Here is a 22,400-nt window from a genome sequence, read left to right as displayed (position 1 = left end):
CACAATCCCGTCATGCTGATTCGTACCTCTCTAATGCTGACCCGCGTGGTTTCCGTGGTCTTGCTTGCAAGCTCCGCGCAGGCCCAGTCCATCGTCTACCGCTGCCCAGGGCCGCCGGTGCTCTATACCGACGCGCTGACTGCCAAGGAAGCGCAGGCCAAGGACTGCAAATCGATAGAGGGCACGCCGATCACGGTGCTGCCGGCGACGCGTCCGCGCCCGAATCCGGCCCCTGCGAGTGCCGGCGGCGGCGAAGCCAGAGGCAGCAATGAGGGTCGCATCGACCCCAATCAGCAGCGCAACCGTGACGGCGAGCGGCGCCGGGTGCTGGAGGCCGAGTTGCGCGAGGCCGAAGACCGCTTGGCGGCCTTGCAGCGTGACTATGCGGGCGGCAATGCCGAGCGCCGAGGTGATGAGAAAAATTATCAAAAATTTCAAGACCGCATGGCCGAACTCAAGGCCGGCATCGCACGCCAAGAGGCCGATGTGCAGGCACTCAAGCGCGAGATCAGTAAGCTGCCCTAAGGATGTGAGCCCCTCGCCCAAGGCATACTTGGACGGCCCCCCGTGGGGGCAAAGTCGTTCTTGGGGCGGCCCGGCGAACGACTTGATCGCTCGAATGGAGGCTCGACGATGAATCCCTTGCGCCGCGACCCCTCGGGCTTCGAAGCCTTTGATATGTTGGCCACCATGGTGGCCGTGGTGCGGCCCGACGGCGAATGCCTGTTCGCCAATGCCGCGTTCGAGAACGTGATGCGCTTGTCGCGCCGGGCGGTCGAGCGCAGCAATCTGTATGACTGGTTTGTCGACGCCGGCCGGCTCAGCGACACCGTCACCGGCGTGGCCCGTAACGCCTATTCCAGCAGCCGCTTTGATGCGCTGTTGCGGCGCGGCAACCAGCCGCAAGAGCTGCCGTTGCCGGTGCATGTGATCGTCTCGCAGATAGACAACGGCGAGGATCAGGTGCTGGTCGAGCTGATCGAGAACGCCCAGCAGACCCGCCAGGATCGCGAGGAGCGCACGCTTGATCAGGTGCAGGCGACCAAGGAGCTGACGCGCAATCTGGCGCATGAGATCAAAAACCCTTTGGGCGGCATCCGTGGCGCCGCGCAGTTATTGGCGCTGGAGCTGGCACCGACGGCGATGGGCCCCGAGTTGGCGGAATATACCGAGGTCATCATCCATGAGGTGGATCGCCTGCAGTCGCTGGTGGACCGCCTGCTCGCGCCGCACCGCCATGCGCAGGTGGTCGGCGATGTCAATATCCACGAGATTTGCGAGCGGGTGCGTCAGTTGGTACTGGTCGAGTACCCGCGCGGGCTGGCGATCAAGCGTGACTACGACATCTCGCTGCCCGACTTTCGCGGCGACCGCGAACAGTTGATTCAAGCGGTGTTGAACATCGTGCAGAACGCCGCGCAGGCGCTGCAGGCGCGTATCGCGGAGACCGATCCGCAAGAGCCAGCCTGCATCACGCTGCGCACGCGGGTCGCTCGCCAGGTCACGATTGGCAAGCAGCGCTGGCGCCTGGCATTGGAATTGCATGTGGAAGATAACGGCCCCGGCATACCGGCCGAGATTCGCGATCGCATCTTCTATCCCCTGGTGTCGGGGCGAGACGGCGGTTCGGGTCTTGGCCTGACCTTGGCGCAAACCATCGCTCAGCAGCATCAAGGCATGCTTGATTGTGAGAGCGAGCCGGGCCGGACCGATTTTCGCTTGACCTTGCCGCTGCCTTGAGCGGCCAAGTCAAGCGGGGCTGATTCGCAAATGAGAGCTTCTGCATGAAATCTATCTGGGTTGTTGACGACGACCATTCCATTCGTTTCGTGTTGGAGAAGGCGCTGACACGCGAGGGCTTGCCGGTGCGCTGCTTCAGCAATGCGCGCGATCTGTTGGCGGCCTTGGAAGAGGACAGTCCGCAGGTTCTGGTGTCCGACATCCGTATGCCGGGAGGGTCAGGTCTTGACTTGCTGGCCAAGGTGAAGGCGCGCTTGCCGCATCTGCCCGTCATCATCATGACCGCCTACTCGGACTTGGACAGCGCGGTGTCGGCGTTCCAGGGCGGCGCGTTCGAGTACCTGCCCAAGCCCTTTGATGTGGCGGCGGCGGTCGAGTTGATCCGGCGCGCGCAGACCGAGAGCATGCGCGAGGCGGTGGATGAGGCGACGGCCGCCGAGGTGCCCGAGATGCTGGGCCAAGCGCCGGCGATGCAAGATGTGTTTCGTGCCATCGGGCGACTCAGCCAAAGCCATGTGACGGTGTTGATCACCGGTGAATCCGGCTCGGGCAAGGAGCTGGTGGCGCGCGCGCTGCACAAACACAGCCCGCGCGCAGACGGGCCCTTTGTCGCCATCAACACGGCGGCCATTCCCAAGGATTTGCTGGAGTCAGAGTTGTTCGGCCATGAGCGCGGCGCCTTCACCGGCGCGCAGGCGACAAGGCGGGGCCGCTTCGAGCAGGCCGACGGCGGCACGCTGTTTCTGGACGAAATCGGCGATATGCCACTGGAGTTGCAGACGCGCTTGTTGCGGGTCTTGTCCGATGGCCAGTTCTACCGCGTCGGTGGCCACAGCCCCTTGCGCAGCAATGTGCGGGTGATCGCCGCGACGCATCAGAATCTGGAAGCGCGCGTGCGCCAGGGGGCATTTCGCGAGGATCTGTTTCACCGCCTGAATGTGATCCGGCTGCGCCTGCCGCCGCTGCGCGAGCGGCGTGAAGATATCGCCGTGCTGGCCAAGTTCTTCTTGCAGCGCAGCGCGGCTGAATTGGGTGTGGAGCCCAAGCGCCTGACCGACGCGGCGCTGGAGCTGCTCCTTAACTTCGAATTCCCCGGCAATGTGCGGCAGTTGGAAAACATCTGCCATTGGCTCAGCGTGATGGCGCCCAGCCAGGTGGTGGAGCCCAAAGACTTGCCGCAAGAACTGCTGCAGCCGGGCTTGGGTTTGAGCGTCGAGTCGGTGGAGGCAGAGGCACCAGCGCCGGCGCCCGTCAAAGCCAGCCCAGCGCCTTCCGCGGCTGCGCCGGCCATGCCGAGCTTTGGTGCCGGCCCGGATGCCTGGGTGGCCGAGGTGTCGCGCGAGGCAAGGCGTTTGCTGGCCTCGGGTGAAACCGATGTTTGGGATAGCTTGACGCGCCGCTTCGAGGCTAGCTTGATCCTGGCCGCCTTGGACCTCACGCGCGGGCGGCGCATCGAGGCGGCTCAGAAGCTCGGCATAGGGCGCAATACCATTACCCGCAAGATTCAGGAGTTAGGTCTGGATACCTGAGAGCAAGAGATATCCCGATAAACCCTCGGATCATTTGTCACGGCAGCGACATCATCCTGCACGCTTTGCTGCCTAAAATCGAACGATCGTTCTATTTTAGGCGGAGCCTGTTTTTCACCGGTTCCGTCCCGTTTTGGTTCTTCAACCAGGGGTCAGCATGACAGCCACTTACGAAGTCCGCGGCCAGGTGGCCGTGATCACATTGAGCAACCCGCCGGTCAATGGACTGGGCTTGGCCACGCGCCAAGCGGTGGCCGCCGGCATCGAGCAGGCCGAAGACGATGCGGCCATCAAGGCATTGCTCATCACCGGGGCGGGTGGGGCTTTTTCGGGCGGCGCCGACATCAAGGAGTTCGGCAGCCCCAAGGCGCTGGCCGAGCCGAACCTGCTCAGCCTGATCGGATTGGTCGAGGCCTGCTCCAAGCCGGTGGTGGCCGCGATTCACAGCGTCTGCATGGGTGGTGGGCTGGAGCTGGCGTTGGGCTGTCATTACCGCATCGCGGCCGTTGGCACCAAGGTCGCGCTGCCCGAGGTCAAGCTCGGGCTCTTGCCCGGAGCCGGTGGTACGCAGCGGCTGCCACGCGCTTTGGGCGTCGAGCCGGCGCTGAATATGATCGTCAGCGGTGAGCCGGTGAACAGCGAGTTGCTGGCTCAGGTACCGGGGCAAAAGCTGTTTGACCGGATGGCCACCGGTGACCTGATGGAAGACGCGCTGGCGCTGGCCAATGAAGTGGCCGAGCTTCGCCCGCTGCCGCGTGTGCGTGACCTGAAGGCTCGTTGTGCAAACCCTGATGCCTTCTTCCAGTTCGCCCGCAATATGGTCGGCGCACAGAGCCGCAATTTCCCTGCGCCGCTGCGCTGCCTGGAGGCGGTCGCGGCCTCGGTGTCCATGAAGTTCGAGGACGGCATCAAGGCCGAGCGGGCCGGCTTTGCGGCGCTGATGGTGACGCCGGAATCGGGCGCGCTGCGCCATGCCTTTTTTGCCGAGCGCGCCACCACCAAGATCGCCGATGTGCCCGGCGACACGCCGACCCGCAAGATTGCCAAGGTCGCGGTGATTGGCGCCGGCACCATGGGGGCGGGCATCAGCATGAACTTTCTGAACGCCGGCCTGCCTGTCGTGATGCTGGAAACCAGGCAAGAAGCCTTGGACCGCGGCGTCGCAACGATACGTAAGAGCTACGAAGCCCAGCTCAAAAAAGGCAAGCTCAAGCAAGACAAGCTGGACGCCCGCATGGCGCTGCTGAGCAGCACGCTGAACTATGCCGACATTGCCGACGCCGACCTGGTGATCGAGGCGGTGTTCGAGGAATTGAGCGTCAAGCAAGCGGTCTTCAAGCAACTCGACGAGGTGATGAAACCCGGCGCGATTCTGGCCAGCAATACCTCGACCTTGGACCTCAATGCGATCGCCCGCTTCACGAAGCGGCCGCAAGATGTGATCGGCATGCATTTCTTCAGCCCGGCCCAGGTGATGAAGCTGCTGGAAGTGGTGCGCGGCGCAGCGACGGCCAAGGATGTGTTGGCGACCGTGATGGCGCTGGCCAAGAAGATCCGCAAGACGGCGGTGGTGTCCGGCGTCTGTGACGGCTTCATCGGCAACCGCATGATCGAGCAATACAGTCGCCAGGCCGGCTTCTTGCTGGACGAGGGCTGCTCGCCGGCCCAGGTCGACCGTGCGGCCGAGAAGTTCGGCTTCGCGATGGGCCCCTTCCGCATGGGCGATCTGGCCGGCAATGACATCGGCTGGGCGATCCGCAAGCGCCGCTATCAGGAGAAGCCGAATCTACGTTACTCCAAGTCTGCCGACCTGCTGTGCGAGCTGGGCCGCTTTGGCCAGAAGACGCAAGCCGGCTGGTATGACTACCAAGCGGGCAAACGGGATGCGCTACCGTCAAGCGTGGTGGCCGAGATGCTGGACAAGCACCGCGCCGCCTTGGGCATCAAGCCGCGCCAGATCAGCGACGACGAGATCGTTCACCGCCTTGTCTATGCGCTGGTCAACGAGGCCGCGCATTTGCTGGAGGAGGGCATTGCCCAGCGCGCCTCGGATGTGGACATGGTCTATCTGACCGGCTACGGTTTCCCGCTCTGGCGCGGTGGGCCGATGTGCTACGCCGGCCAGATCGGCTTGTTCAACGTCGTGCAGGCGATGAAGCGCTTTGCCAAGAACCCGCTCGATGACGCCGAGTTCTGGCAGCCGGCGCCGCTGCTGGCGCGCCTGGTCGCCGAAGGCAAGAATTTTTCCTAATTGAAAGCCTCATCATGAGCAAAGCAGTCATCGTTTCCACCGCCCGCACCCCTCTGGCCAAGAGCTGGAAGGGCGCTTTCAATATGACGCATGGCGCCACGCTGGGTGGCCATGCGGTCCAGGCCGCCGTTGAGCGAGCCGGCATTGACCCCGCCGATATTGACGATGTGCTGATGGGCTGCGCCTTCCCGGAAGGCGCCACCGGCAACAATATCGCCCGTCAAGTGGCGCTGCGCGCCGGCCTGCCCATCACGGTGGGCGGCATCACCATCAACCGGTTTTGTTCCAGCGGCCTGCAGGCGATAGCGCTGGCCGCGCAGCGCATCATCGCGGGCGAGGCCGAGGTCTTTGTGGCCGGCGGCGTGGAGAGCATTTCCTGCGTGCAAAACGAAGCCAATCGCCACATGATCCAAGACTCTTGGCTGGTCAAGCACAAGCCCGAGATCTACTGGACCATGTTGCAGACGGCCGAAAACGTGGCCCAGCGATATGGGATCTCCCGCGAGCGCATGGACCAATATGGCGCGCAGAGCCAGCAGCGCGCCTGTGCGGCGCAGGCGGCCGGCCTGTTCAATGAAGAGATCGCCCCCATCACCGTCACCATGGGCGTGGCCGACAAACTGCGCGGCCTGAGCACGCGTGAAGTGACGGTTAGCGTCGACGAAGGCCTGCGCGAGGGCACGAGCTATGAGGGCATCAAGGACCTGCGCAGCGCCTTGCCCGGCGGCCTAGTTTCCGCCGGCAATGCCAGCCAGTTCTCCGATGGCGCCGGTGCCTGCGTGCTGACCAGCGAACATTACGCCGAGACTCATGGGCTGAGGCCGCTGGGCCGCTTCCTGGGATTCGCGGTGGCCGGCTGCGAGCCGGACGAAATGGGCATTGGCCCGGTCTACGCTATCCCCAAGGTCTTGAAGCGACTGGGCCTGACGGTCGACGACATTGATTTGTGGGAGTTGAACGAAGCCTTTGCCGTGCAGGTGCTGTATTGCGCCGACACCTTGGCCATCCCGATGGACAAGCTCAACGTCAACGGCGGCGCGATCGCGGTCGGTCATCCTTACGGCTTGTCGGGTCAGCGCATGATCGGCCATGCCTTGATCGAAGGTCGCCGCCGTGGCGCCAAGAAGGTGTGCGTGACGATGTGTATTGGCGGCGGCATGGGCGCGGCGGGAATCTTCGAAGTGTTGTGATGATTCATTGAAAAAGGGGCAAGGCATGCGACAAACCCTGGACTTTTTCCTGAACGACTGGCTGGGGGTTCACAAGCTGACCCTGCGCGAGCGCTTTGCCGAGCACAGCGGTGAAACCTTCGCCGCCGTGCTCGACACCTGCGAGAAGATCGCCCGCGACAAATTCGCACCCATCGCCAGGCTGACGGACACCGAGGAACCGCGCTTCGATGGCGAGCGCGTGCACTTGCCCGTCGCCACCCAAGCGGCGACCGATGCCTATGTCGCCTCCGGTATGTTGGCGGCGTCGCAGGACTATGAAATTGGCGGCATGCAACTGCCCTGCGTGATCGAGATGGCGGCGAATGCCTTTTTCAGCAAGGCCAATGTCGCGATCGGCGCCTATGCGATGCTGACCGCCGGCAATGCCAATCTCTTGATGGCCCATGGCACGGCCAAACAGCGCGAGGTCTTCGCGGCGGCCGAGTTCGCCGGGCGCTGGTTCGGCACCATGTGCTTGAGCGAGCCGCAGGCCGGCTCGTCCTTGTCCGACATCGTGACCCGGGCCGAACTGGAGCTTGCCGATGATCCGCTGGGGCCGCGCTTCAGGTTGTGGGGCAACAAGATGTGGATCTCGGCCGGCGAGCATGAGCTGAGCGAGAACATCATTCATCTGGTGCTGGCCAAGATCCCCGGCCCGGACGGCAAGCTGATTGCCGGCGCACGCGGCATTTCGCTGTTCATCGTGCCCAAGCAGATGGTCGATGCCGAAGGCCGGCTGACCGGCGAGCGCAACGATGTGCGGCTGGCCGGCCTGAATCACAAACTCGGTTTTCGCGGCACCAGCAATTGCTTGCTGAATTTTGGCGAGGGCGGGGCGGGGGCCGTCGGCTATCTGGTCGGCCAGCAAGGCGAGGGGCTGAAATGCATGTTCCACATGATGAATGAGGCGCGCATCGGCGTCGGCCTGGGCGCGGCGATGCTGGGCTATGCCGGCTATGAAGCCAGCCTGGCCTATGCCCGCCAGCGCCCGCAAGGCCGGGCGATAGGCCCGAGCGGCAAGGACGCTTCGCAGCCGCAGCGCCCCATCATCGAGCATGCCGATGTCAAGCGCATGCTGCTGGCGCAGAAGAGTTATGTCGAGGGCGGCTTGGCGCTGGCGCTGCTTTGCGCGCGCCTGGTGGACGAACAGCACAGCGGCTCGGCCGCCTCGGCTCAAGAGGCGAAATTGGTGCTCGAGGTCTTGATTCCGATCGTCAAGAGTTGGCCCAGCGAATGGTGTTTGGAGGCCAATTCGCTGGCGATCCAGGTCTTGGGCGGCTATGGCTACACGCGTGACTTCCCGGTGGAGCAGCTGTGGCGCGACAACCGCCTCAATATGATCCATGAGGGCACGCATGGCATCCACGGGCTTGACCTGTTAGGGCGCAAGGTCGTGATGAACGAGGGTCAGGCCTTGCAGGCGCTGGCCGCGCGTGTCGGCAAGACCGTGGAGTCGGCGTTGCAGGAGCCTGGGCTTGCGGAACTGGGTCATGCTTTGGCGGCAGCCTTGACTCGCCTTGGAGATGCCACCCAGAGCGCCTGGAGCAGCGGCAAGCCCGAGCAAGCGCTGGCCAATGCCACGCCCTATCTGCAAGCCTTTGGTCATCTGGTGTTGGCCTGGGTGTGGCTGGATGTGACCTTGAAAGCAGGGCAGGGCAGCAGTGACTTTGCCAAGGGCAAGCAGGCGGCTTGTCGCTACTTTTTTGCCTATGAGCTGCCCAAGATCGACGCTTGGCTGGGCGTGGTGAGTAGCTGCGAGTCGTTGTGCAAAGATATGCCGGATGCGTGGTTTTGAAGTCCTATTTGAAAAGAGTGATCAATGGCTGATGAGTCGACTGGCAAGAAGGTCAAGCCCAAAACGCTGCTCTGGGTCGAACGCCTGGTCTGGATTCTTGTTTATGGCGGCTTGTTGGCCTTTGTGTTTGGATTGGCGCTGTTGCAGCTCGGCCCGCATAGCTTGGGCGGCAAAGGGGGCGGTCTGACGCACGCTGAGGTATTTGCTTACTTCCTGCTTGCCAAGGGCGCCATTGCCGTGCTGGCGGGCGTGGTGTTGATCTGGCTGCGCTCGCGCTGGCAGTAAGTAGCGCGCGTCGGCGATGATGCCGAGGTCTTGACGAGCGCTGCTGTCTGCCCTGCTGCGCGCAATATCCATGGAGCTTGATCTGTAAATGCCGAATTCGAAACCACCCAGCAACCTGAAATTTCCGGTCCATATCCCCTTTGTCGAGAAGTTAGGGCTGGAGCTGCACAGCATGGGCCATGGTCAGGCCGAGTTGAGGGTTGACTTGAAGGAGGGCCACCTGAACTCTTGGGAGGTCGCGCATGGCGGCGTCCTGATGACGATGCTGGACGTGGCGATGGCCCATGCCGCGCGCAGCGTTCACATGAGCGAGGCGGGCATGGGGCCGGGTGTGGTGACGATCGAGATGAAGACCTCCTTTATGCGGCCCGGCGAGGGCGAGTTGCGCGCGGTGGGCAAGCTCTTGCATGGCACGGTGACGATGGCTTTTTGCGAGGGCAGCATCTTCGGCGAGGACGGCAAGCTCTGCGCCCATGCAACGGCCACCTTCAAATATCTGCGGGCGCTGCCGGCGCGCGGCCGGGAGATCAAGACGCTGCAGCGTGGTGGCCCAGTTGATGCTGACGCGCAGGGCGCGGGGCAGGCCGATTGAAGAAGGCTTGCCCCAAGTTTGGCTCACTTTAGCCAGAGCCGACTATCAACCTTGGGCAGCTTGTCAGGCACGGGGTAGTTGATTTCGATGATGGTGCGCGACCGCAGCTGCGCCTGCCGCGCCAGACCTCCAAATTCGCGCATGAACAAAGCGTCGAAGGAACCATCGGCCATAACCATCGCGAAGCCCCGTTCGAAGCGTTGCTTGAGCGCCTGGTCCTTGGCATTGAACATGAAGTAGACGGGAAATGGGTAGGCCAGAGCCAGATGGGGCTCGACCATCAGGTTGTGCAGCTGTGGATTGCGTTCAAGCTCGGCCCATGCCTCGTGCAGTCCGCGGTGAAAGTAATGAAAGCGCCCGCGGTCCAGCATCGATAACAGATTGTCGGTCTGGGCAACCCCCACCACCGGCAATTGGTTGAGCTCGAACATCGAGAAGTCGCTCCATTGCTGGCCGAAGCCGGCCGTCAGCTGCCGCAAATCGGCGAGCGTTTGCACCTTCGCGAAAAGTCCCTCATCCTTTTTGTTGATCAACAGCAGGCGGTAGCCCAGCATGCCCTTGTGAAGGTCGATCTTGATCGAAGCAAACTCGTCCAAAAGCGCATTGCTGGGCGGCAGATAGACAAGATCTACCCTTTGCTCGCGCAGCAAGGCCAGACAGCGTTGCTGGGTTGGATCCGGGCCGCTGGCATAGGGCCGCAATTGCACGACTTCGTCGGCTTGGGCGGTACGGGCGAGCAGCAAACGCGCCAATTCCATGCGGTAGCTGTAGCGGCTTTGCTCGGCTTGGCAGACTCGGATGTCAATTGCCCGCACCGGCAAGCTCAGCAGCAAGGGGGCGAGCAATAAGACAAAGATCCGGCAATTCTTGAGGCTGCGCATCGGGTTTTCAAAATGGCTTGCGCCTTTGCTGCCGCCAGTTTATTGCAGGCCCGCGCCCTGCACAGCTACGGCCTTAACGATGTTCAAGCTTGAAGAAAGCCACCGTTTGCACCAGCTGATCGGCCTGCTGGCGAAGGCTCTCGGCGGCGGCCGCGCTTTCTTCCACCAAGGCGGCGTTTTGCTGCGTGACCTTGTCCATCTGCGTGATCGCTTCGCCGACCTGCGCGATGCCTGAGCTTTGCTCCGAACTGGCCGAGCTGATCTCGCCGACGATGTCGGCCACGCGGCGGATCGAGTTGACGATTTCGCTCATCGTCACCCCCGCCTTGTCGACCAAGACCGTGCCTTGCTCGACCCGCTCAACGCTGGCGTTGATCAGGGTTTTGATCTCCTTGGCGGCTTCGGCGCTGCGTTGTGCCAGCGAGCGCACCTCGCTGGCCACGACCGCAAAACCGCGCCCCTGCTCGCCGGCCCGGGCCGCTTCCACCGCCGCGTTCAGCGCCAGGATATTGGTCTGGAAGGCGATGCCGTCGATCACGCTGATGATGTCGGAGATCTTCTTCGAGCTGTCGTTGATGCCCTTCATCGTCTCCACCACCTCGCCCACCACGGTGCCGCCTTGCTGCGCGACGGTCGAGGCGCTGAGTGCGAGTTGATTGGCCTGCTTGGCGTTGTCGGCGTTATTGCGCACGGTGGAGCTGAGCTCGTCCATGGTCGCGGCGGTTTGCTCCAAGGCGCTGGCCTGCTCCTCGGTACGCTGGCTCAGGTCGGCATTGCCCTGCGCGATCTGGCCGCTGCCGGTGGCGACGCTTTCGGAATTGCTGCGCACGCTGGCGACGATGCCTTGCAGCCGTTGGCGCATCTCATCCAAAGCTTGCAGCAGTTGTGAGGTTTCGTCCTTGCCGGCAACGCTCAAATCCAGCGTCATGTCGCCCTCGCTCATCGCGCGAGCCCCGGCTGCGGCACGGGCCAAGGGGGCCGTCACATGACGGCTGATGCCAAGACCCAGCCCTATGCCCGCAGCCACGCCGAGCAAGATCAAGATCAGCGTGATGTTGCGGCTGCTGTCATAGAGTTCATCATTGGCGTCCGACACCGCCTTGGCCTCGGTCTCTTTGAGTTGCGACAGCGCCATCATGGCTTCGCCGGCGGCCAAGCTCTTGGGAGCCAGGTCGGCCTTCATATGCTTGAGCGCGGGGTTGGAAGTCGCCATGTCCGAGACGCGGACGAGCTTTTCCATCTCGGCACTGCTGGCGATATAGGTTTTCCAGTCTTCCTTCAGTTTGGCGAATCCGGCTCGGCCTTTGTCGCTGTTGAACTTCGGGTTGGCATCGTCCATCAAGGTCTGTGCCAACTCGCTGGCCTTGGCAACGCGCGTCAAGGCGGCATCACGCTCGGCCGCGTCGGTCGCGATCAGGGCATCGCGCATCGCCACCACCACCTTCAGGCGCTCGGCGTTGGCCTCCTTCATCAGCGACAGGCCGACCAATTCTTGCTCATACAAGTGCGTATCGGCATCGTTGATGCGTTTCATATTTGAGATCGCATAGGCGCCCAGGGAGGCTCCTATCAGTGCTACGACGGTGAAAGCGGCGATCAACTTGGTGTTGATCTTGTAATCGGATAGATTCATGAAAAGCCCTTTCTTCGTTCGCACGAAATTGCGTACAGGCATGATTGCCCCGGCGTGGTCTGCCGTCAATATGAATCCAGTCCCGTTCGTAGGGGTGCTCTTTGGCGCTCAGGCGTGTATCGGCAAACGGCGGCAAGACTTAAGGTCCCAAGGCTGTTTGCTGCACCGATTTGTCACCCAAGGGACGGTTTTTTGCGGCCTTGCATGCTTCAATCTAGTCCGAAATTGATTCAGGAGCCCAGGCAATCATGACGAACACGCAAAACATTCAAATTCAACTCGTCTCCCGCCCCACAGGCGAGCCGACGCTGGACAACTTCAAACTTGTAGAAGCCGCCATCCCTGAGTTGGGCGAGGGTCAGGTCTTGATCCGCAACCATTACCTCAGCCTCGACCCCTATATGCGCGGCCGCATGAACGAGGGAAAAAGCTACGCCCAACCACAACCCTTGAACGAGGTGATGATGGGCGGCACGGTGGGCGAGGTGGTGGCGAGCAAGAACGCCGCCTTTTCGGTCGGCGACAAGGTCGTCGGCATGGGTGGTTGGCAGCAGTATTTTGTCGTTGACGCGAACCAGCGCGGCGTGATCCAAAAGGTCGACACCACCCATATCCCGCTGTCGGCCTACCTGGGTGCGGTCGGCATGCCTGGCGTCACCGCCTGGTACGGCCTGGTCAAAATCATCAATCCCAAGGCCGGCGAGACGGTGGTGGTCAGTGCCGCCAGCGGCGCGGTCGGCTCATGTGTAGGGCAGCTGGCCAAGGCGCGCGGCGCGCGCGCGGTGGGCCTGGCCGGTGGCGCCGATAAATGCCGTTATGTGGTCGAGCAACTAGGCTTTGACGCCTGCATCGACTACAAAGAGCACCGCGATGTGAAGTCGCTCTCGGCCGCCTTGAAGGCCGCTTGCCCCGACGGTATTGACGGGCATTTCGAGAATGTCGGCGGCATGATTCTGGACGCGGTGATGCTGCGCGCCAATGCCTTCAGCCGTGTCGCGATGTGCGGCATGATCTCCGGCTACAACGGCGAGCCGATCCCGATGAGCGCGCCGCAGCTGATCCTGGTCAACCGCATGAAGATCGAGGGCTTTATCGTCAGCGAGCATATGGAAGTCTGGCCCGAGGCGCTGAAGGAATTGGGCGGCCTGGTTGCCACCGGCAAGCTGAAGTTCCGCGAATCTGTGGCCGAAGGTATTGCCGCCGCGCCCGAAGCGTTTTTGGGTCTGCTCAAGGGCCGGAACTTCGGCAAACAACTGGTCAAGCTGGTCTGATGGGCTTGCGTTGGAGCTGCGCGCCGCTGGCCGAATTGAGCCCGCTGGCGCTGTATCAAAGTCTGGCCCTGCGCTCGCAGGTCTTTGTGCTCGAGCAGGCCTGCGTCTATCTGGACCCGGACGGCGTGGACTTGCTGGCCTGGCATTTGCTGGGGCATGACGAAGCGAGTGGCGAACTGCTGGCGAGCGCGCGCCTGCTGCCGCCCTTGGCCAAGGGCCCCGGCCATCTGTTGCCGGAGATCGGCCGCGTGGTCAGCTCGCCCGCAGCCAGGGGCAGCGGTGCGGGCCGTGCGCTGATGCAGCGGGCGCTGCTGGAATGCGAAAGGCTCTGGCCCGGCCAAACCGTGGCGATCAACGCGCAAAGCTACCTCTTGAATTTTTACGCCGGCCTGGGTTTTGTGCCGACCTCGGAACCCTATGACGAAGACGGCATTCTTCACATCGATATGGAAAGACCGCCCGCAGCATGACGGAGCTGATTCTTCACCACTACGCCGGCTCGCCGTTCTCCGAGAAGATCCGCCTGATCCTGGGCTACAAAGGCCTGGCCTGGCAGGGTGTCACGGTGCCGGTGATCTGCCCTAAACCCGATGTGCTGGCGCTGACCGGCGGTTATCGGCGCACGCCCTTTCTGCAAATTGGCGCGGACATCTTCTGCGACTCGGCGCTGATCGCCGAGGTCGTTGAGGCACGCCAGCCGACGCCCAGCTTGTTCCCGCCCGAGACCGCGGGTGCCGAGCGCATCTTGGCGCAATGGGCCGACAGACAGCTGTTCTGGGCGGCAGCGTCCTACACCTTGCAGCCGGCCGGTGCGGCCGCGATCTTTGCCGGCGCGCCGCCCGAATTCAGGGCTGCCTTCGCGGCCGACCGCGCTTTGATGACCGCCGGCAGCGAGCGGCCGAGCAGCCTGGACGCCGCCGCCGAGCTACACAGTTACCTGAGCTGGCTGGAGCATATGCTGGCGGATGGCCGACCTTTTCTGCTCGGCGCTGCCGCCACGCTGGCCGACTTTTCCGTCGCGCAAAGCATCTGGTTTATTCGCCTGGCGCCACCGGTGGCTTCCATTCTTGAGCCGCACCAGCGCTTATCGGCCTGGTTCGAGCGAATCGCGGCCTTCGGCCATGGCCAGCGCGGCAAATCTGACAGCCTTGCCGCGATCGAGATCGCCCGCAGCGCAGGCCCGCAAGAACCGGTCAACGTGCAGGCCGGGCTGGGCTTCGAGCAAGGCGACAAGGTGCAGGTTAACGCCAGCGACTACGCCCGCGATCCGGTTTGCGGCGAGTTGGTGGGCCTGAATCAGAGTCGCATCAGCCTGCGCCGGGTGGATGAGCGGGCCGGGTGCGTGCATGTGCATTTCCCGCGCATCGGCTACGCGCTGCGCAAGACCTAAGGAACGGATTCAAGCGATGAAAAACTACGCCGGCAAGACCGCCGTCATCACCGGCGCAGGCTCGGGCTTTGGGCTTGAGGTCGCGCGTCTGGCCGCCGCGCGCGGCATGAATCTGGTGCTCTGCGATGTGCAGGTCGATGCGCTGGCCCGCGCCGCCGCCGAGTTCGAGGGGCATGCCGTATTGGCGCAGCGGGTCGATGTGGCCAAGGCGGCCGAGATGGAGGCGCTCGCCGCCGACGTGCAGCAGCGTTTCGGCGCGCCCCATTTCGTATTCAACAATGCCGGCGTCGGCTCGGGCGGGCTGATCTGGGAGAACTCAGTTGCGGACTGGGAATGGGTGCTTGGCGTCAACCTGATGGGCGTGGTGCACGGCATTCGCCTGTTCACGCCGATGATGTTGGCCGCGGCCGCCGCCGACCCAAGTTTCGAGGGCCATATCGTCAACACCGCGTCGATGGCCGGCGTCGTCAACGCGCCCAATATGGGCGTCTACAACGTCTCCAAGCATGCGGTGGTGAGTTTGACCGAGACCCTCTATCAAGACTTGGCCCTGGTCACCGAGCAGATCCATTGCTCGCTCTTGTGCCCGTTTTTTGTGCCCACCGGCATTGCGCAAAGCCACCGCAACCGCCCGGCGGAATTGAAAGGCAGTCGGCCCACCCAGAGCCAGCTGATCGGGCAGGCGATGAGCGACAAGGCGGTCAATTCGGGCAAGGTCACGGCTGCCGAGGTTGCTGCGATGGTGTTCGCGGCGATGGACGCGCAGCAGTTCTATATCTTCAGCCACCCGCAGGCGCTGAGCAGCGTGCAAACGCGCATGGATGATGTGCTGCAGCGGCGTAACCCGAGCGACCCCTTCCAGGACAGGCCGGAGTTGGGTGACAAGCTCAAGGCGGCGCTCAAGGGCGGCTAGGATCCTGGGCGATCGGCCGTTCAAATTTGGCGTTACGATTTGCGGCGGGTCTCCCATCATTCTTTGTTGCCGGCATCGGCCTGACGCTCGGTGGGTTCCAGTTTTTTGGGCAGTTGACGATAGAGTCAAGTAGCCCGGGGGCTTGTCGATGAGAGGGGGATCGATGGACTTGTTTGCCGATGATGGGGTCGTGGCCGAACTGGAAGCGCGCTATCTGTCCGCCGGTGATGCCGTGGACCCTGAGTTGCTGCTTGAGTTGGCTTGGCAGATGCGCCAGCGTGACACGGCGCGCGCCTTGGCGCTGGTCGACTCGGCTCAGGCCAGCGCCGGTTTGGCAGCGTTGCCGGCGGCCGAGCGGCGCCGCATTGGCGCCCGGCTCGCCTTGATTCGCGCCGAGGCCAAGGCCTTGTTCGCGGATTTTGACGGTGCTGCAGCGCAGGCGCAGGAGGCGCTGCAGGAGATGCTGGCGCTCGGCGACATGCTCGGCTGTGCCGACACCCATTGGTTGAAGGCGATGATCGCCAATGAGCTGGGTGACCGGGCGTCCGAATGCGTCGAGCTGGAGCGGGCGGCGCACTACGCCGGCATGGCCGATCCTGTGCGCTGCGGCATTGCCCATGCAGCCACCGCGATGGCCTTGGTATTCACCGATCTGGAGGGCGCACGCAGCCATTGGGCCGAGCATCTGGGCGCTGCACAGGAGCAGGCCCGGTCTCCCTCGCATCCGGCCTTGCTCAGTTGGTCCGACAGTTTTCAGGGCCTGGCCGCCTTGGTGTCGAATGACTGCGGTAGCGGCATTGAACATTTTCTGCGGGCGCACGCACATGCCTTGAGTTGCGGCCAAATCAAGCGCGCAATCAATGCGGCGACCAATATTGGTGTCGGCTTCATCAATCTGAATGATCTTGCCAGTGCGCTCGAATGGACCGAGTTGGGGCTGAAGATGGCCCGAAAAACCGCTTGGCCGCGCAGCGTCGGCGTGGCGCTGATGCAGTTTGCCGGCAGCCTGCGCCAAGCGCGGCGCTACGAGGCTGCCCGCCCTTTGCTGGACGAGGCGCTGCAGTTGTTGGCGCCGATGCAGGCCTCACGCCAATACGCATTGGCCATGAACACCCTGGCCGAGGTCGAATTGGCCTGCGGCGATCATGCCGCCGCACTTGAGCGGTTTCGCTCGGTCGAACAGCGCGCCAGGGTCTTGGGGCAGAAAGATCTCAAGTGGCAGGCCTTGCTCGGCCAAGCGCGTGCGCTGTTGACGATGGGGCAAGGCGGGCCGGCGATGGAGGCCGCCCGGGCGGCCCGCGATGCCGCGCAGACCCGGCCGGTGCAGCAGGTCGAGACCTATCAGTTGATGGCCGAGATCGAGCGCGCACACCCCCAACCGCTGCTGCCCGGCATGAAGGCGGGCAGCGCGGCGCTGTATTTTTTTCATCTTGCCTTGGATGTTGCCGCCGACATCGAGGGTTACACCGTGCCCAGCGATTTGCTTGAGGCGATGGCCAGGGAATATGCCAACGACAAGGATTTTTTGCGCGCCCACCAATATGGTCAGCAGGCGATCGCGGCGCTCAAACAGGCGCATGACGAAGACTTCACCAAGCGCTCGATTGCCATGCATGTCACCCAGCAAACCGAGCGCACCCGCGCCGAAGGGGAGCATCTGCGCCAACTTGCCAAGGTGCAGGCCGAGCGAGCGGATTCGCTCTCGAGAACCAATGCGATCCTGGAGCAATTGGGCTCGATCGGCCGCCTGATCACCGGCAATCTGGATGCGCAGGCGGTCTTCAGCGCGCTTGATCGCCATGTGCATGAGCTGCTCGATGCGCCGAGCTTCTTCATCTTCCGGCTCAATGATGATGGCCAGAGCCTCGGCATGGTGTTCGGCGTCGAGTCGGGTGAGTTGTTGGGGAGTTTTGAGATCGCTGTTGATGACCCGCGCAGCCATGTGGCGTACTGCGCGCGTGAGCGTCAGGTACTGGTGATTGACGGCGAAGGTACTGGTGTGCGCCTGCCCGGCACGGCCGGATCGGCCAGCTTGTTGTTCGCGCCCTTGCTGCAGGGAGAGCGCCTGCTCGGGGTGCTGACGGTGCAGTCACCCCGGCCGCATGCCTATGGCGAGCATGAACGCGCGATCTTTCATACGCTCTGTGCTTATGGCGCGATTGCCTTGGCCAATGCAGAGGCTTTGCAGCGCCAGCGTCAGGCACAGGCCTTGTTGATCCAGCAGGAAAAAATGGCCTCGCTGGGGCAGCTGGTGGCGAGCGTTGCGCATGAAATCAACACGCCGCTGGGTGCGATCAAGTCGAGTGGCAAAAGCATTGCCGAGGCGCTCGATCATGCGCTGGAGAATTTGCCGCGACTGTTGCAGCGGATCGAAGGCCCCGTGCAGGCGCTGTTCATTCAACTGATAGACGGCGCCCGACAGTCGACCGAACTGCTGAGCATGCGCGAGGAGCGGGCCGCCATTCGCAGCCTGAGCGAACAACTGACACAGGCCGGCATTGGCAATGTCCGCATCACGGCGGGCCTATTGGTGCAACTGCATGCGCAGCATAGGCTGGAGCAGGTCTTGCCATTGCTGCGCCATGCCGAGGCCGAGTTGATGCTTGCCACGGCACAGAGCGTGGCCGCGATCCTGAGTTGCAGCGGCAATATCAATGATGCGGTCGAACGGGTGGGCAAGATCGTCTTCGCCTTGAAGAGCTATTCGCGCGTCGATGCCTCGGGCGCCATGCATCCGACCGACCTGCGCCAAAGCCTGGAAACGGTGTTGACGATCTACCAGCATCAGCTGCGTCAAGGTACCGAGCTGGTACGGCGTTATGAAGAACTGCCGCCGCTGCTTGGCCTGCCCGACGAGTTGAACCAGGTCTGGACCAATCTGATTCACAACGCGCTGCAGGCGATGGGCCATCAAGGGGTGTTGACGATAGGCCTGCACCGGGATGGCGACACTGCGGTGGTGAGCATTGGCGACAGTGGCTGCGGCATTCCGGAGGCGATCCGGGCCCGCATCTTCGAGCCCTTTTTCACCACCAAGCCGATCGGCGAGGGCAGCGGCATCGGTCTCGACATCGTCAGAAAGATTGTCGATAAACATGGCGGGCGGATTGAAGTTGACAGTCAGGAAGGCGTTGGCACGACGTTTTTTGTGCGTCTGCCGCTGACGTCGATTGCCGACGGCACGCCGAGCCAGTAAAGTCAAAAACACAACAGCAGCAAATTCAGGGACGCGAAACATGACTCAAATGACCATTCTCTGCATCGATGATGACAGCGCAGTGCTGAGCTCCTTGCGCACCTTGCTGAGCAGGCATGCGACACCGGGCACGGTGGTGGAGTTGGCCGAGAACGGGGTTGAGGCGCTGGAGATGGCCGATGATTTGCGCCGCAATGGCGATACGCTGGCGGTGGTGATTGCCGACTACATCATGCCCGGCATGCGCGGTGACCAGTTGCTGATCAGCCTGCATGAACGCTATCCGAACGCGATCAAGATCATGCTGACCGGGCAAAGCGACTTGAACGGCGTCAAGCGCGCGATCAACGAAGCCAATCTCTACCGCTTTCTTGAAAAACCCTTCAACAACGCTGACCTGGTGATGACCGTCAACGGTGCCTTGTCCGCCTTCGGCCGTTTGCGCGAACTCGAGTTGGAATGCGCCCGCCTGCGGGCCGAGAATCAGGCGCTGCTGGCGCGGCTGCCGCCGCAGCGAGTGGTCGGGTAGTTGGTGGCGTGTACCTTGCCGCCGTGCAGCGAGGCCCCAAATTTGGCAGCCTTTGCGCGCCAATTGCTGACCCAGTTCCGGGATGCGCAGACGCCACCTTCGGTGGGAGTACAGGCATGACGATGCAGACGCTGGAGTTCTTTGCCACCGACGACGCCCTTGCTCAGTTGGAGTCGGCGCTGCGCGCGGCTCAGCATCCGGCACAACGCTTGCCGGCCTTGTTGGCTTTGGCCTGGCAATTGCGCCAGCGCGATACCCAACGAGCCTTGGCGCTAGCGAATGAGGCCGATTCCTTGCTTGCCAGCGGTGGCTTGCACGATATCGAGCAAGCTCGAGTAATGGCACGTCTGCAACTGATTCGTGGCGAGGCCAACTGGCTGTTTGGCGATTTCTCCGGCAGCCGGGTCCTGGCCGAGTCGGCCCTGCAAGGCTTCGCCGAGTTGAGTGACTTGGTGGGCAGCGCCGACGCTCAATGGTTATTGTCTTATATAGCGCTCAGTCAAAGCGATAGGGCCGGCAGAAAGTCAGCCCTGCAAGCGGTGGTTACTGCTGCGTCTGGGTGCGACGAGGTGCGCCACATCGCGGCGCAATTGGCGCTTGAACAGTTGGAGCTTGCCCACGACGCCGATGCCGCCAAACAATGCTGGCGGATACATGAACAAAGGCAGACTCAGGTTGTGCATCCCCTTGTGGCGTATCGAATTGAAATCGTGCGTGCTGAAATCGCCGCTGCTGCTGGCGACTTCGGCAAGGAAGCTATGAGCCGTCTGGCAGCCTATCAATTCGCGATTGCCACAGGACAGGTTCGTAACGCTGTCATCGACGCCACAAATGTCGCGGGAGCGTTTGGCAACCTCAATGACTTTGGGGCGGGCCTTGAATGGAGCCAGCTGGCGTTGAATTTGGCCCGAGGTGCCGGCTGGGCCCCGACCATTGGCGTAGCACTGTTTTCGGTTGCGGCATCGCTGAAAGATTTGCACCGCTTTTCAGCTGCACGCGATTTGTTGCGTGAAGCGCTCGCCATTCTGGCGCCATTTCCTACGTCCAGACACTATGCCATCGCACTGCTTTATATGGGTGAGGCTGAGATCGGGTGTAAGGACTACGCCGATGCGCTTCACACGTTTGGTTTGTTGGAGCCGCGTGCAATTGCATTCGACGATCCAAACTTGAAGGCAGGTGCCTGGATTGGGCTGGCCCAAGCCCATATGGGTCTGGGCAGACCCGAGCAGGCGCTGTCCATCATTGCCCAGGTCACCGACTCCGCACAAGCGCAAGCTGCCTATCAAATTGTGGCGCTGCAAACCATTGCTGGCATTCACGGGTCGTTTTCTCTTGAGTCGCCTCCAAACATGACCGGCGCCAGCCCGGCATTGCACTATTTGCATTTGGCGATCGACACAGCCGCGACCATGGAGGGCTATACCGTGTCCGGCGAATTGTTTGACGCAGTAGCTCAGGAATACGCAAATATTGGGGACTTCCGCAGGGCGTTTGAGTTTGGAAAAAAGGCTGCGGCGGCGCGGGAGGTGACCCATAACAAGGAGGGGGTTAACCGCGCCATAGCCATGCAGGTCGAGCATGAAACCGACAAGGCCTTGGCCGGCCTTGAACACCAGCGGCAGCTCGCTGTTGCCCAGGCCGAGCGGGCAGACACTCTGGAGCTGGCCAACGCCACGCTGGAGCAACTCGGCGCGGTCGGCCGCGACATCACCGGCAACCTGGAGGCGACGGCCATCATTGCCGCCTTGGACCGACATGTTCATGCCCTGCTGGATGCTTTTACCTTTCAGGTCTATCGACTTGAAATCGATGGCCAGACCTTGCGGACGGTGTTCGGTGTGGAGGACGGCGTCACGCTGCCGCATTACGTCACCCGCTTGGATTCGAGCCGCGGCCGCGTGCCACTGTGCGCCCGCGAGCGACGCGAAATTGTTGCCAATATCCGGCCTGAGGATTCGCTCGCGATGCCGGGCACGGTGGCCAATTTGAGCCTGATGTATGCGCCATTGCTGGTGGGCGAGCGCTTATTGGGCGTGATGACGATACAGTCGCCGCGCCCGCAGGCCTATGGCGAGCGCGAGGTGGCGATTTTCCGAACGCTGTGCGCCTACGGTGCCATCGCGCTGGCCAATGCCGAGGCGCAGGCGCAGCTGATCCAGTCCGAAAAAATGGCCTCCTTGGGCCAGCTGGTGGCGAATGTCGCGCATGAGATCAACACGCCGATCGGTGCCATCAAGTCCAGCGGCGCGACCATCGTCGAGTCCTTGTCGGACACGCTCGCCGGCTTGCCGCCGCTGCTGCAGGCGCTGGATGCGCCCAGCCAGGCGCTGTTCTCCGAGTTGATCGCACAAGCCAGCCGGGCCGCTCCCTTGTTGAGCTCGCGCGAGGAGCGCGCGCTCGTGAAGGGCTTGAGCGCCGCGCTGGAACAGGCCGGCCTGGAGGGCGCGCGGGAGCTCGCTCAGTTGCTGGCGCAGCTGGGTTTGACGACGCTGCCCGAGGCGCTGCTGCCCTTGCTGCGCCATCCTCAACATGAGCGCATCCTGCAGGCGGTGCAAAACGTCTCCACCGTGGTGCGCGGCGCCGCCAATATCAACCAGGCGGTCGAGCGGGTCGCCAAGATCGTCTTCGCCTTGAAGAGTTACTCGCGCGTCGACAAGAGCGGCGAAATGCGGCCGACCGATCTGGTCGAGAGCATCGAGACGGTGCTGACGATTTATCAAAACCAGATCAAGCAGGGAACCGAACTGGTTCGGCGTTATGAGGCCGAGCTGCCGCTGCTGCCCTGCCTGCCCGATGAGCTGAACCAGGTCTGGACCAATCTGATCCACAACGCCTTGCAGGCGATGCAGCATCAGGGCGTGTTGACGATTGCGATCCGCCGCGACGGCGATGCGGAGCTGGTGGTGGCGGTCGGCGATAGTGGTTGCGGCATCCCGGCGGCGATCCGCGGCCGCATCTTCGATCCCTTCTTCACCACCAAGCCGGTCGGCGAGGGCAGTGGTCTGGGCCTGGACATCGTCAAGAAAATTGTCGACAAGCATCAGGGCCGCATCGAGCTGCAGAGCGAGGTTGGCGTGGGCACGACTTTTTCTGTCTATCTGCCGCTGGCCATCAAGCCTGCCGGACTTGGTTTGTTGGCGAGCGGCGAGCCGCATAATTCTTTCAATCTACCGGGGTAATC

The 22,400-nt window shown here is 62.7% G+C and carries 17 protein-coding genes; 15 read left to right on the top strand and 2 right to left on the bottom strand.

Annotated features, from left to right (window positions below; all coding sequences use genetic code 11):
• Window positions 1-12: 12 nt before the first annotated feature.
• The 8 genes from LNV07_RS13570 (at window position 13) to LNV07_RS13535 (ending at window position 9,403) form a co-directional block, all read left to right on the top strand.
• Window positions 13-525 (top strand): hypothetical protein, encoded by a 513-nt coding sequence (locus LNV07_RS13570; RefSeq protein WP_263571704.1) that lies wholly within the window; start codon window positions 13-15, stop codon window positions 523-525.
• Window positions 526-633: 108 nt separating this feature from the next.
• Complete coding sequence (glnL, locus tag LNV07_RS13565; RefSeq protein WP_263571703.1) at window positions 634-1,740, top strand: nitrogen regulation protein NR(II); 1,107 nt, start codon at window positions 634-636, stop codon at window positions 1,738-1,740.
• A 44-nt stretch (window positions 1,741-1,784) separates the two neighbouring features.
• Entirely contained in the window at window positions 1,785-3,269 is a 1,485-nt protein-coding gene (gene ntrC / locus LNV07_RS13560; RefSeq protein ID WP_263571702.1) for a nitrogen regulation protein NR(I), read from the top strand.
• A gap of 157 nt (window positions 3,270-3,426) precedes the next feature.
• Entirely contained in the window at window positions 3,427-5,520 is a 2,094-nt protein-coding gene (locus tag LNV07_RS13555; protein WP_263571701.1) for a 3-hydroxyacyl-CoA dehydrogenase NAD-binding domain-containing protein, read from the top strand.
• A gap of 14 nt (window positions 5,521-5,534) precedes the next feature.
• Window positions 5,535-6,710 carry an acetyl-CoA C-acyltransferase gene (locus LNV07_RS13550; protein ID WP_263571700.1) on the top strand — a complete coding sequence of 392 codons (1,176 nt, stop codon included), beginning with the start codon at window positions 5,535-5,537 and terminating at the stop codon, window positions 6,708-6,710.
• Between the two features lie 25 nt (window positions 6,711-6,735).
• On the top strand, window positions 6,736-8,526 hold the full coding sequence (locus LNV07_RS13545) for an acyl-CoA dehydrogenase (protein ID WP_263571699.1): 1,791 nt from the start codon (window positions 6,736-6,738) through the stop codon (window positions 8,524-8,526).
• Window positions 8,527-8,550: 24 nt separating this feature from the next.
• Complete coding sequence (locus LNV07_RS13540) at window positions 8,551-8,811, top strand: hypothetical protein (RefSeq protein ID WP_263571698.1); 261 nt, start codon at window positions 8,551-8,553, stop codon at window positions 8,809-8,811.
• Window positions 8,812-8,899: 88 nt separating this feature from the next.
• Complete coding sequence (locus LNV07_RS13535; protein ID WP_263571697.1) at window positions 8,900-9,403, top strand: PaaI family thioesterase; 504 nt, start codon at window positions 8,900-8,902, stop codon at window positions 9,401-9,403.
• A gap of 23 nt (window positions 9,404-9,426) precedes the next feature.
• Here LNV07_RS13535 and LNV07_RS13530 read toward each other — a convergent pair whose 3' ends face one another.
• Window positions 9,427-10,284, bottom strand: a complete 858-nt coding sequence (locus tag LNV07_RS13530) for a hypothetical protein (protein WP_263571696.1) — start codon at window positions 10,282-10,284, stop codon at window positions 9,427-9,429.
• Between the two features lie 73 nt (window positions 10,285-10,357).
• On the bottom strand, window positions 10,358-11,917 hold the full coding sequence (locus LNV07_RS25455; RefSeq protein ID WP_318013725.1) for a methyl-accepting chemotaxis protein: 1,560 nt from the start codon (window positions 11,915-11,917) through the stop codon (window positions 10,358-10,360).
• Between the two features lie 248 nt (window positions 11,918-12,165).
• Between LNV07_RS25455 and LNV07_RS13515 the strand changes: the two genes are divergently transcribed.
• The 7 genes from LNV07_RS13515 to LNV07_RS13485 all read left to right on the top strand — a co-directional run bounded on the left by LNV07_RS13515 (window position 12,166) and on the right by LNV07_RS13485 (window position 22,398).
• The gene (locus tag LNV07_RS13515; RefSeq protein ID WP_263571695.1) at window positions 12,166-13,188 is read left to right on the top strand and encodes an NADP-dependent oxidoreductase; all 1,023 of its coding nucleotides are present in this window, start codon (window positions 12,166-12,168) and stop codon (window positions 13,186-13,188) included.
• Window positions 13,188-13,658, top strand: coding sequence for a GNAT family N-acetyltransferase (locus tag LNV07_RS13510; protein ID WP_263571694.1), 471 nt, complete (start codon window positions 13,188-13,190; stop codon window positions 13,656-13,658). The genes LNV07_RS13515 and LNV07_RS13510 overlap by 1 nt, the downstream gene beginning before the upstream one ends.
• Window positions 13,655-14,578 (top strand): glutathione S-transferase family protein, encoded by a 924-nt coding sequence (locus LNV07_RS13505; protein ID WP_263571693.1) that lies wholly within the window; start codon window positions 13,655-13,657, stop codon window positions 14,576-14,578. The genes LNV07_RS13510 and LNV07_RS13505 overlap by 4 nt, the downstream gene beginning before the upstream one ends.
• Before the next feature lie 16 nt (window positions 14,579-14,594).
• Window positions 14,595-15,491: an SDR family oxidoreductase gene (locus tag LNV07_RS13500; protein ID WP_263571692.1), complete on the top strand. Its 897-nt coding sequence runs from the start codon at window positions 14,595-14,597 to the stop codon at window positions 15,489-15,491.
• Between the two features lie 163 nt (window positions 15,492-15,654).
• Window positions 15,655-18,687: an ATP-binding protein gene (locus LNV07_RS13495; protein WP_263571691.1), complete on the top strand. Its 3,033-nt coding sequence runs from the start codon at window positions 15,655-15,657 to the stop codon at window positions 18,685-18,687.
• Between the two features lie 40 nt (window positions 18,688-18,727).
• A complete protein-coding gene (locus LNV07_RS13490) occupies window positions 18,728-19,216 on the top strand; it encodes a response regulator (RefSeq protein WP_263571690.1) in 489 nt (162 codons plus the stop codon).
• 116 nt (window positions 19,217-19,332) lie between these two features.
• Window positions 19,333-22,398, top strand: coding sequence for an ATP-binding protein (locus tag LNV07_RS13485; protein ID WP_263571689.1), 3,066 nt, complete (start codon window positions 19,333-19,335; stop codon window positions 22,396-22,398).
• The last annotated feature ends 2 nt before the right edge of the window (window positions 22,399-22,400 follow it).

Source organism: Roseateles oligotrophus (genome assembly GCF_025717515.1).
GTDB lineage: Bacteria > Pseudomonadota > Gammaproteobacteria > Burkholderiales > Burkholderiaceae_C > Paucibacter_A > Paucibacter_A oligotrophus.
The sequence above is the reverse complement of the archived record's forward strand: the minus strand, read 5'-3'. Positions and strand labels throughout refer to the sequence as shown.

What these genes read in the sequence shown, in the direction of transcription:
- LNV07_RS13530 (WP_263571696.1), bottom strand. Translation starts at nt 10,284, where the DNA reads ATGCGCAGCCTCAAGAATTGCCGGATCTTTGTCTTATTGCTCGCCCCC.
- LNV07_RS13540 (WP_263571698.1), top strand. Translation starts at nt 8,551, where the DNA reads ATGGCTGATGAGTCGACTGGCAAGAAGGTCAAGCCCAAAACGCTGCTC.
- LNV07_RS25455 (WP_318013725.1), bottom strand. Translation starts at nt 11,917, where the DNA reads ATGAATCTATCCGATTACAAGATCAACACCAAGTTGATCGCCGCTTTC.
- LNV07_RS13490 (WP_263571690.1), top strand. Translation starts at nt 18,728, where the DNA reads ATGACTCAAATGACCATTCTCTGCATCGATGATGACAGCGCAGTGCTG.
- glnL (WP_263571703.1), top strand. Translation starts at nt 634, where the DNA reads ATGAATCCCTTGCGCCGCGACCCCTCGGGCTTCGAAGCCTTTGATATG.
- LNV07_RS13510 (WP_263571694.1), top strand. Translation starts at nt 13,188, where the DNA reads ATGGGCTTGCGTTGGAGCTGCGCGCCGCTGGCCGAATTGAGCCCGCTG.
- LNV07_RS13515 (WP_263571695.1), top strand. Translation starts at nt 12,166, where the DNA reads ATGACGAACACGCAAAACATTCAAATTCAACTCGTCTCCCGCCCCACA.
- LNV07_RS13535 (WP_263571697.1), top strand. Translation starts at nt 8,900, where the DNA reads ATGCCGAATTCGAAACCACCCAGCAACCTGAAATTTCCGGTCCATATC.
- LNV07_RS13545 (WP_263571699.1), top strand. Translation starts at nt 6,736, where the DNA reads ATGCGACAAACCCTGGACTTTTTCCTGAACGACTGGCTGGGGGTTCAC.
- LNV07_RS13555 (WP_263571701.1), top strand. Translation starts at nt 3,427, where the DNA reads ATGACAGCCACTTACGAAGTCCGCGGCCAGGTGGCCGTGATCACATTG.
- LNV07_RS13495 (WP_263571691.1), top strand. Translation starts at nt 15,655, where the DNA reads ATGGACTTGTTTGCCGATGATGGGGTCGTGGCCGAACTGGAAGCGCGC.
- LNV07_RS13500 (WP_263571692.1), top strand. Translation starts at nt 14,595, where the DNA reads ATGAAAAACTACGCCGGCAAGACCGCCGTCATCACCGGCGCAGGCTCG.
- LNV07_RS13570 (WP_263571704.1), top strand. Translation starts at nt 13, where the DNA reads ATGCTGATTCGTACCTCTCTAATGCTGACCCGCGTGGTTTCCGTGGTC.
- LNV07_RS13550 (WP_263571700.1), top strand. Translation starts at nt 5,535, where the DNA reads ATGAGCAAAGCAGTCATCGTTTCCACCGCCCGCACCCCTCTGGCCAAG.
- LNV07_RS13505 (WP_263571693.1), top strand. Translation starts at nt 13,655, where the DNA reads ATGACGGAGCTGATTCTTCACCACTACGCCGGCTCGCCGTTCTCCGAG.
- LNV07_RS13485 (WP_263571689.1), top strand. Translation starts at nt 19,333, where the DNA reads ATGACGATGCAGACGCTGGAGTTCTTTGCCACCGACGACGCCCTTGCT.
- ntrC (WP_263571702.1), top strand. Translation starts at nt 1,785, where the DNA reads ATGAAATCTATCTGGGTTGTTGACGACGACCATTCCATTCGTTTCGTG.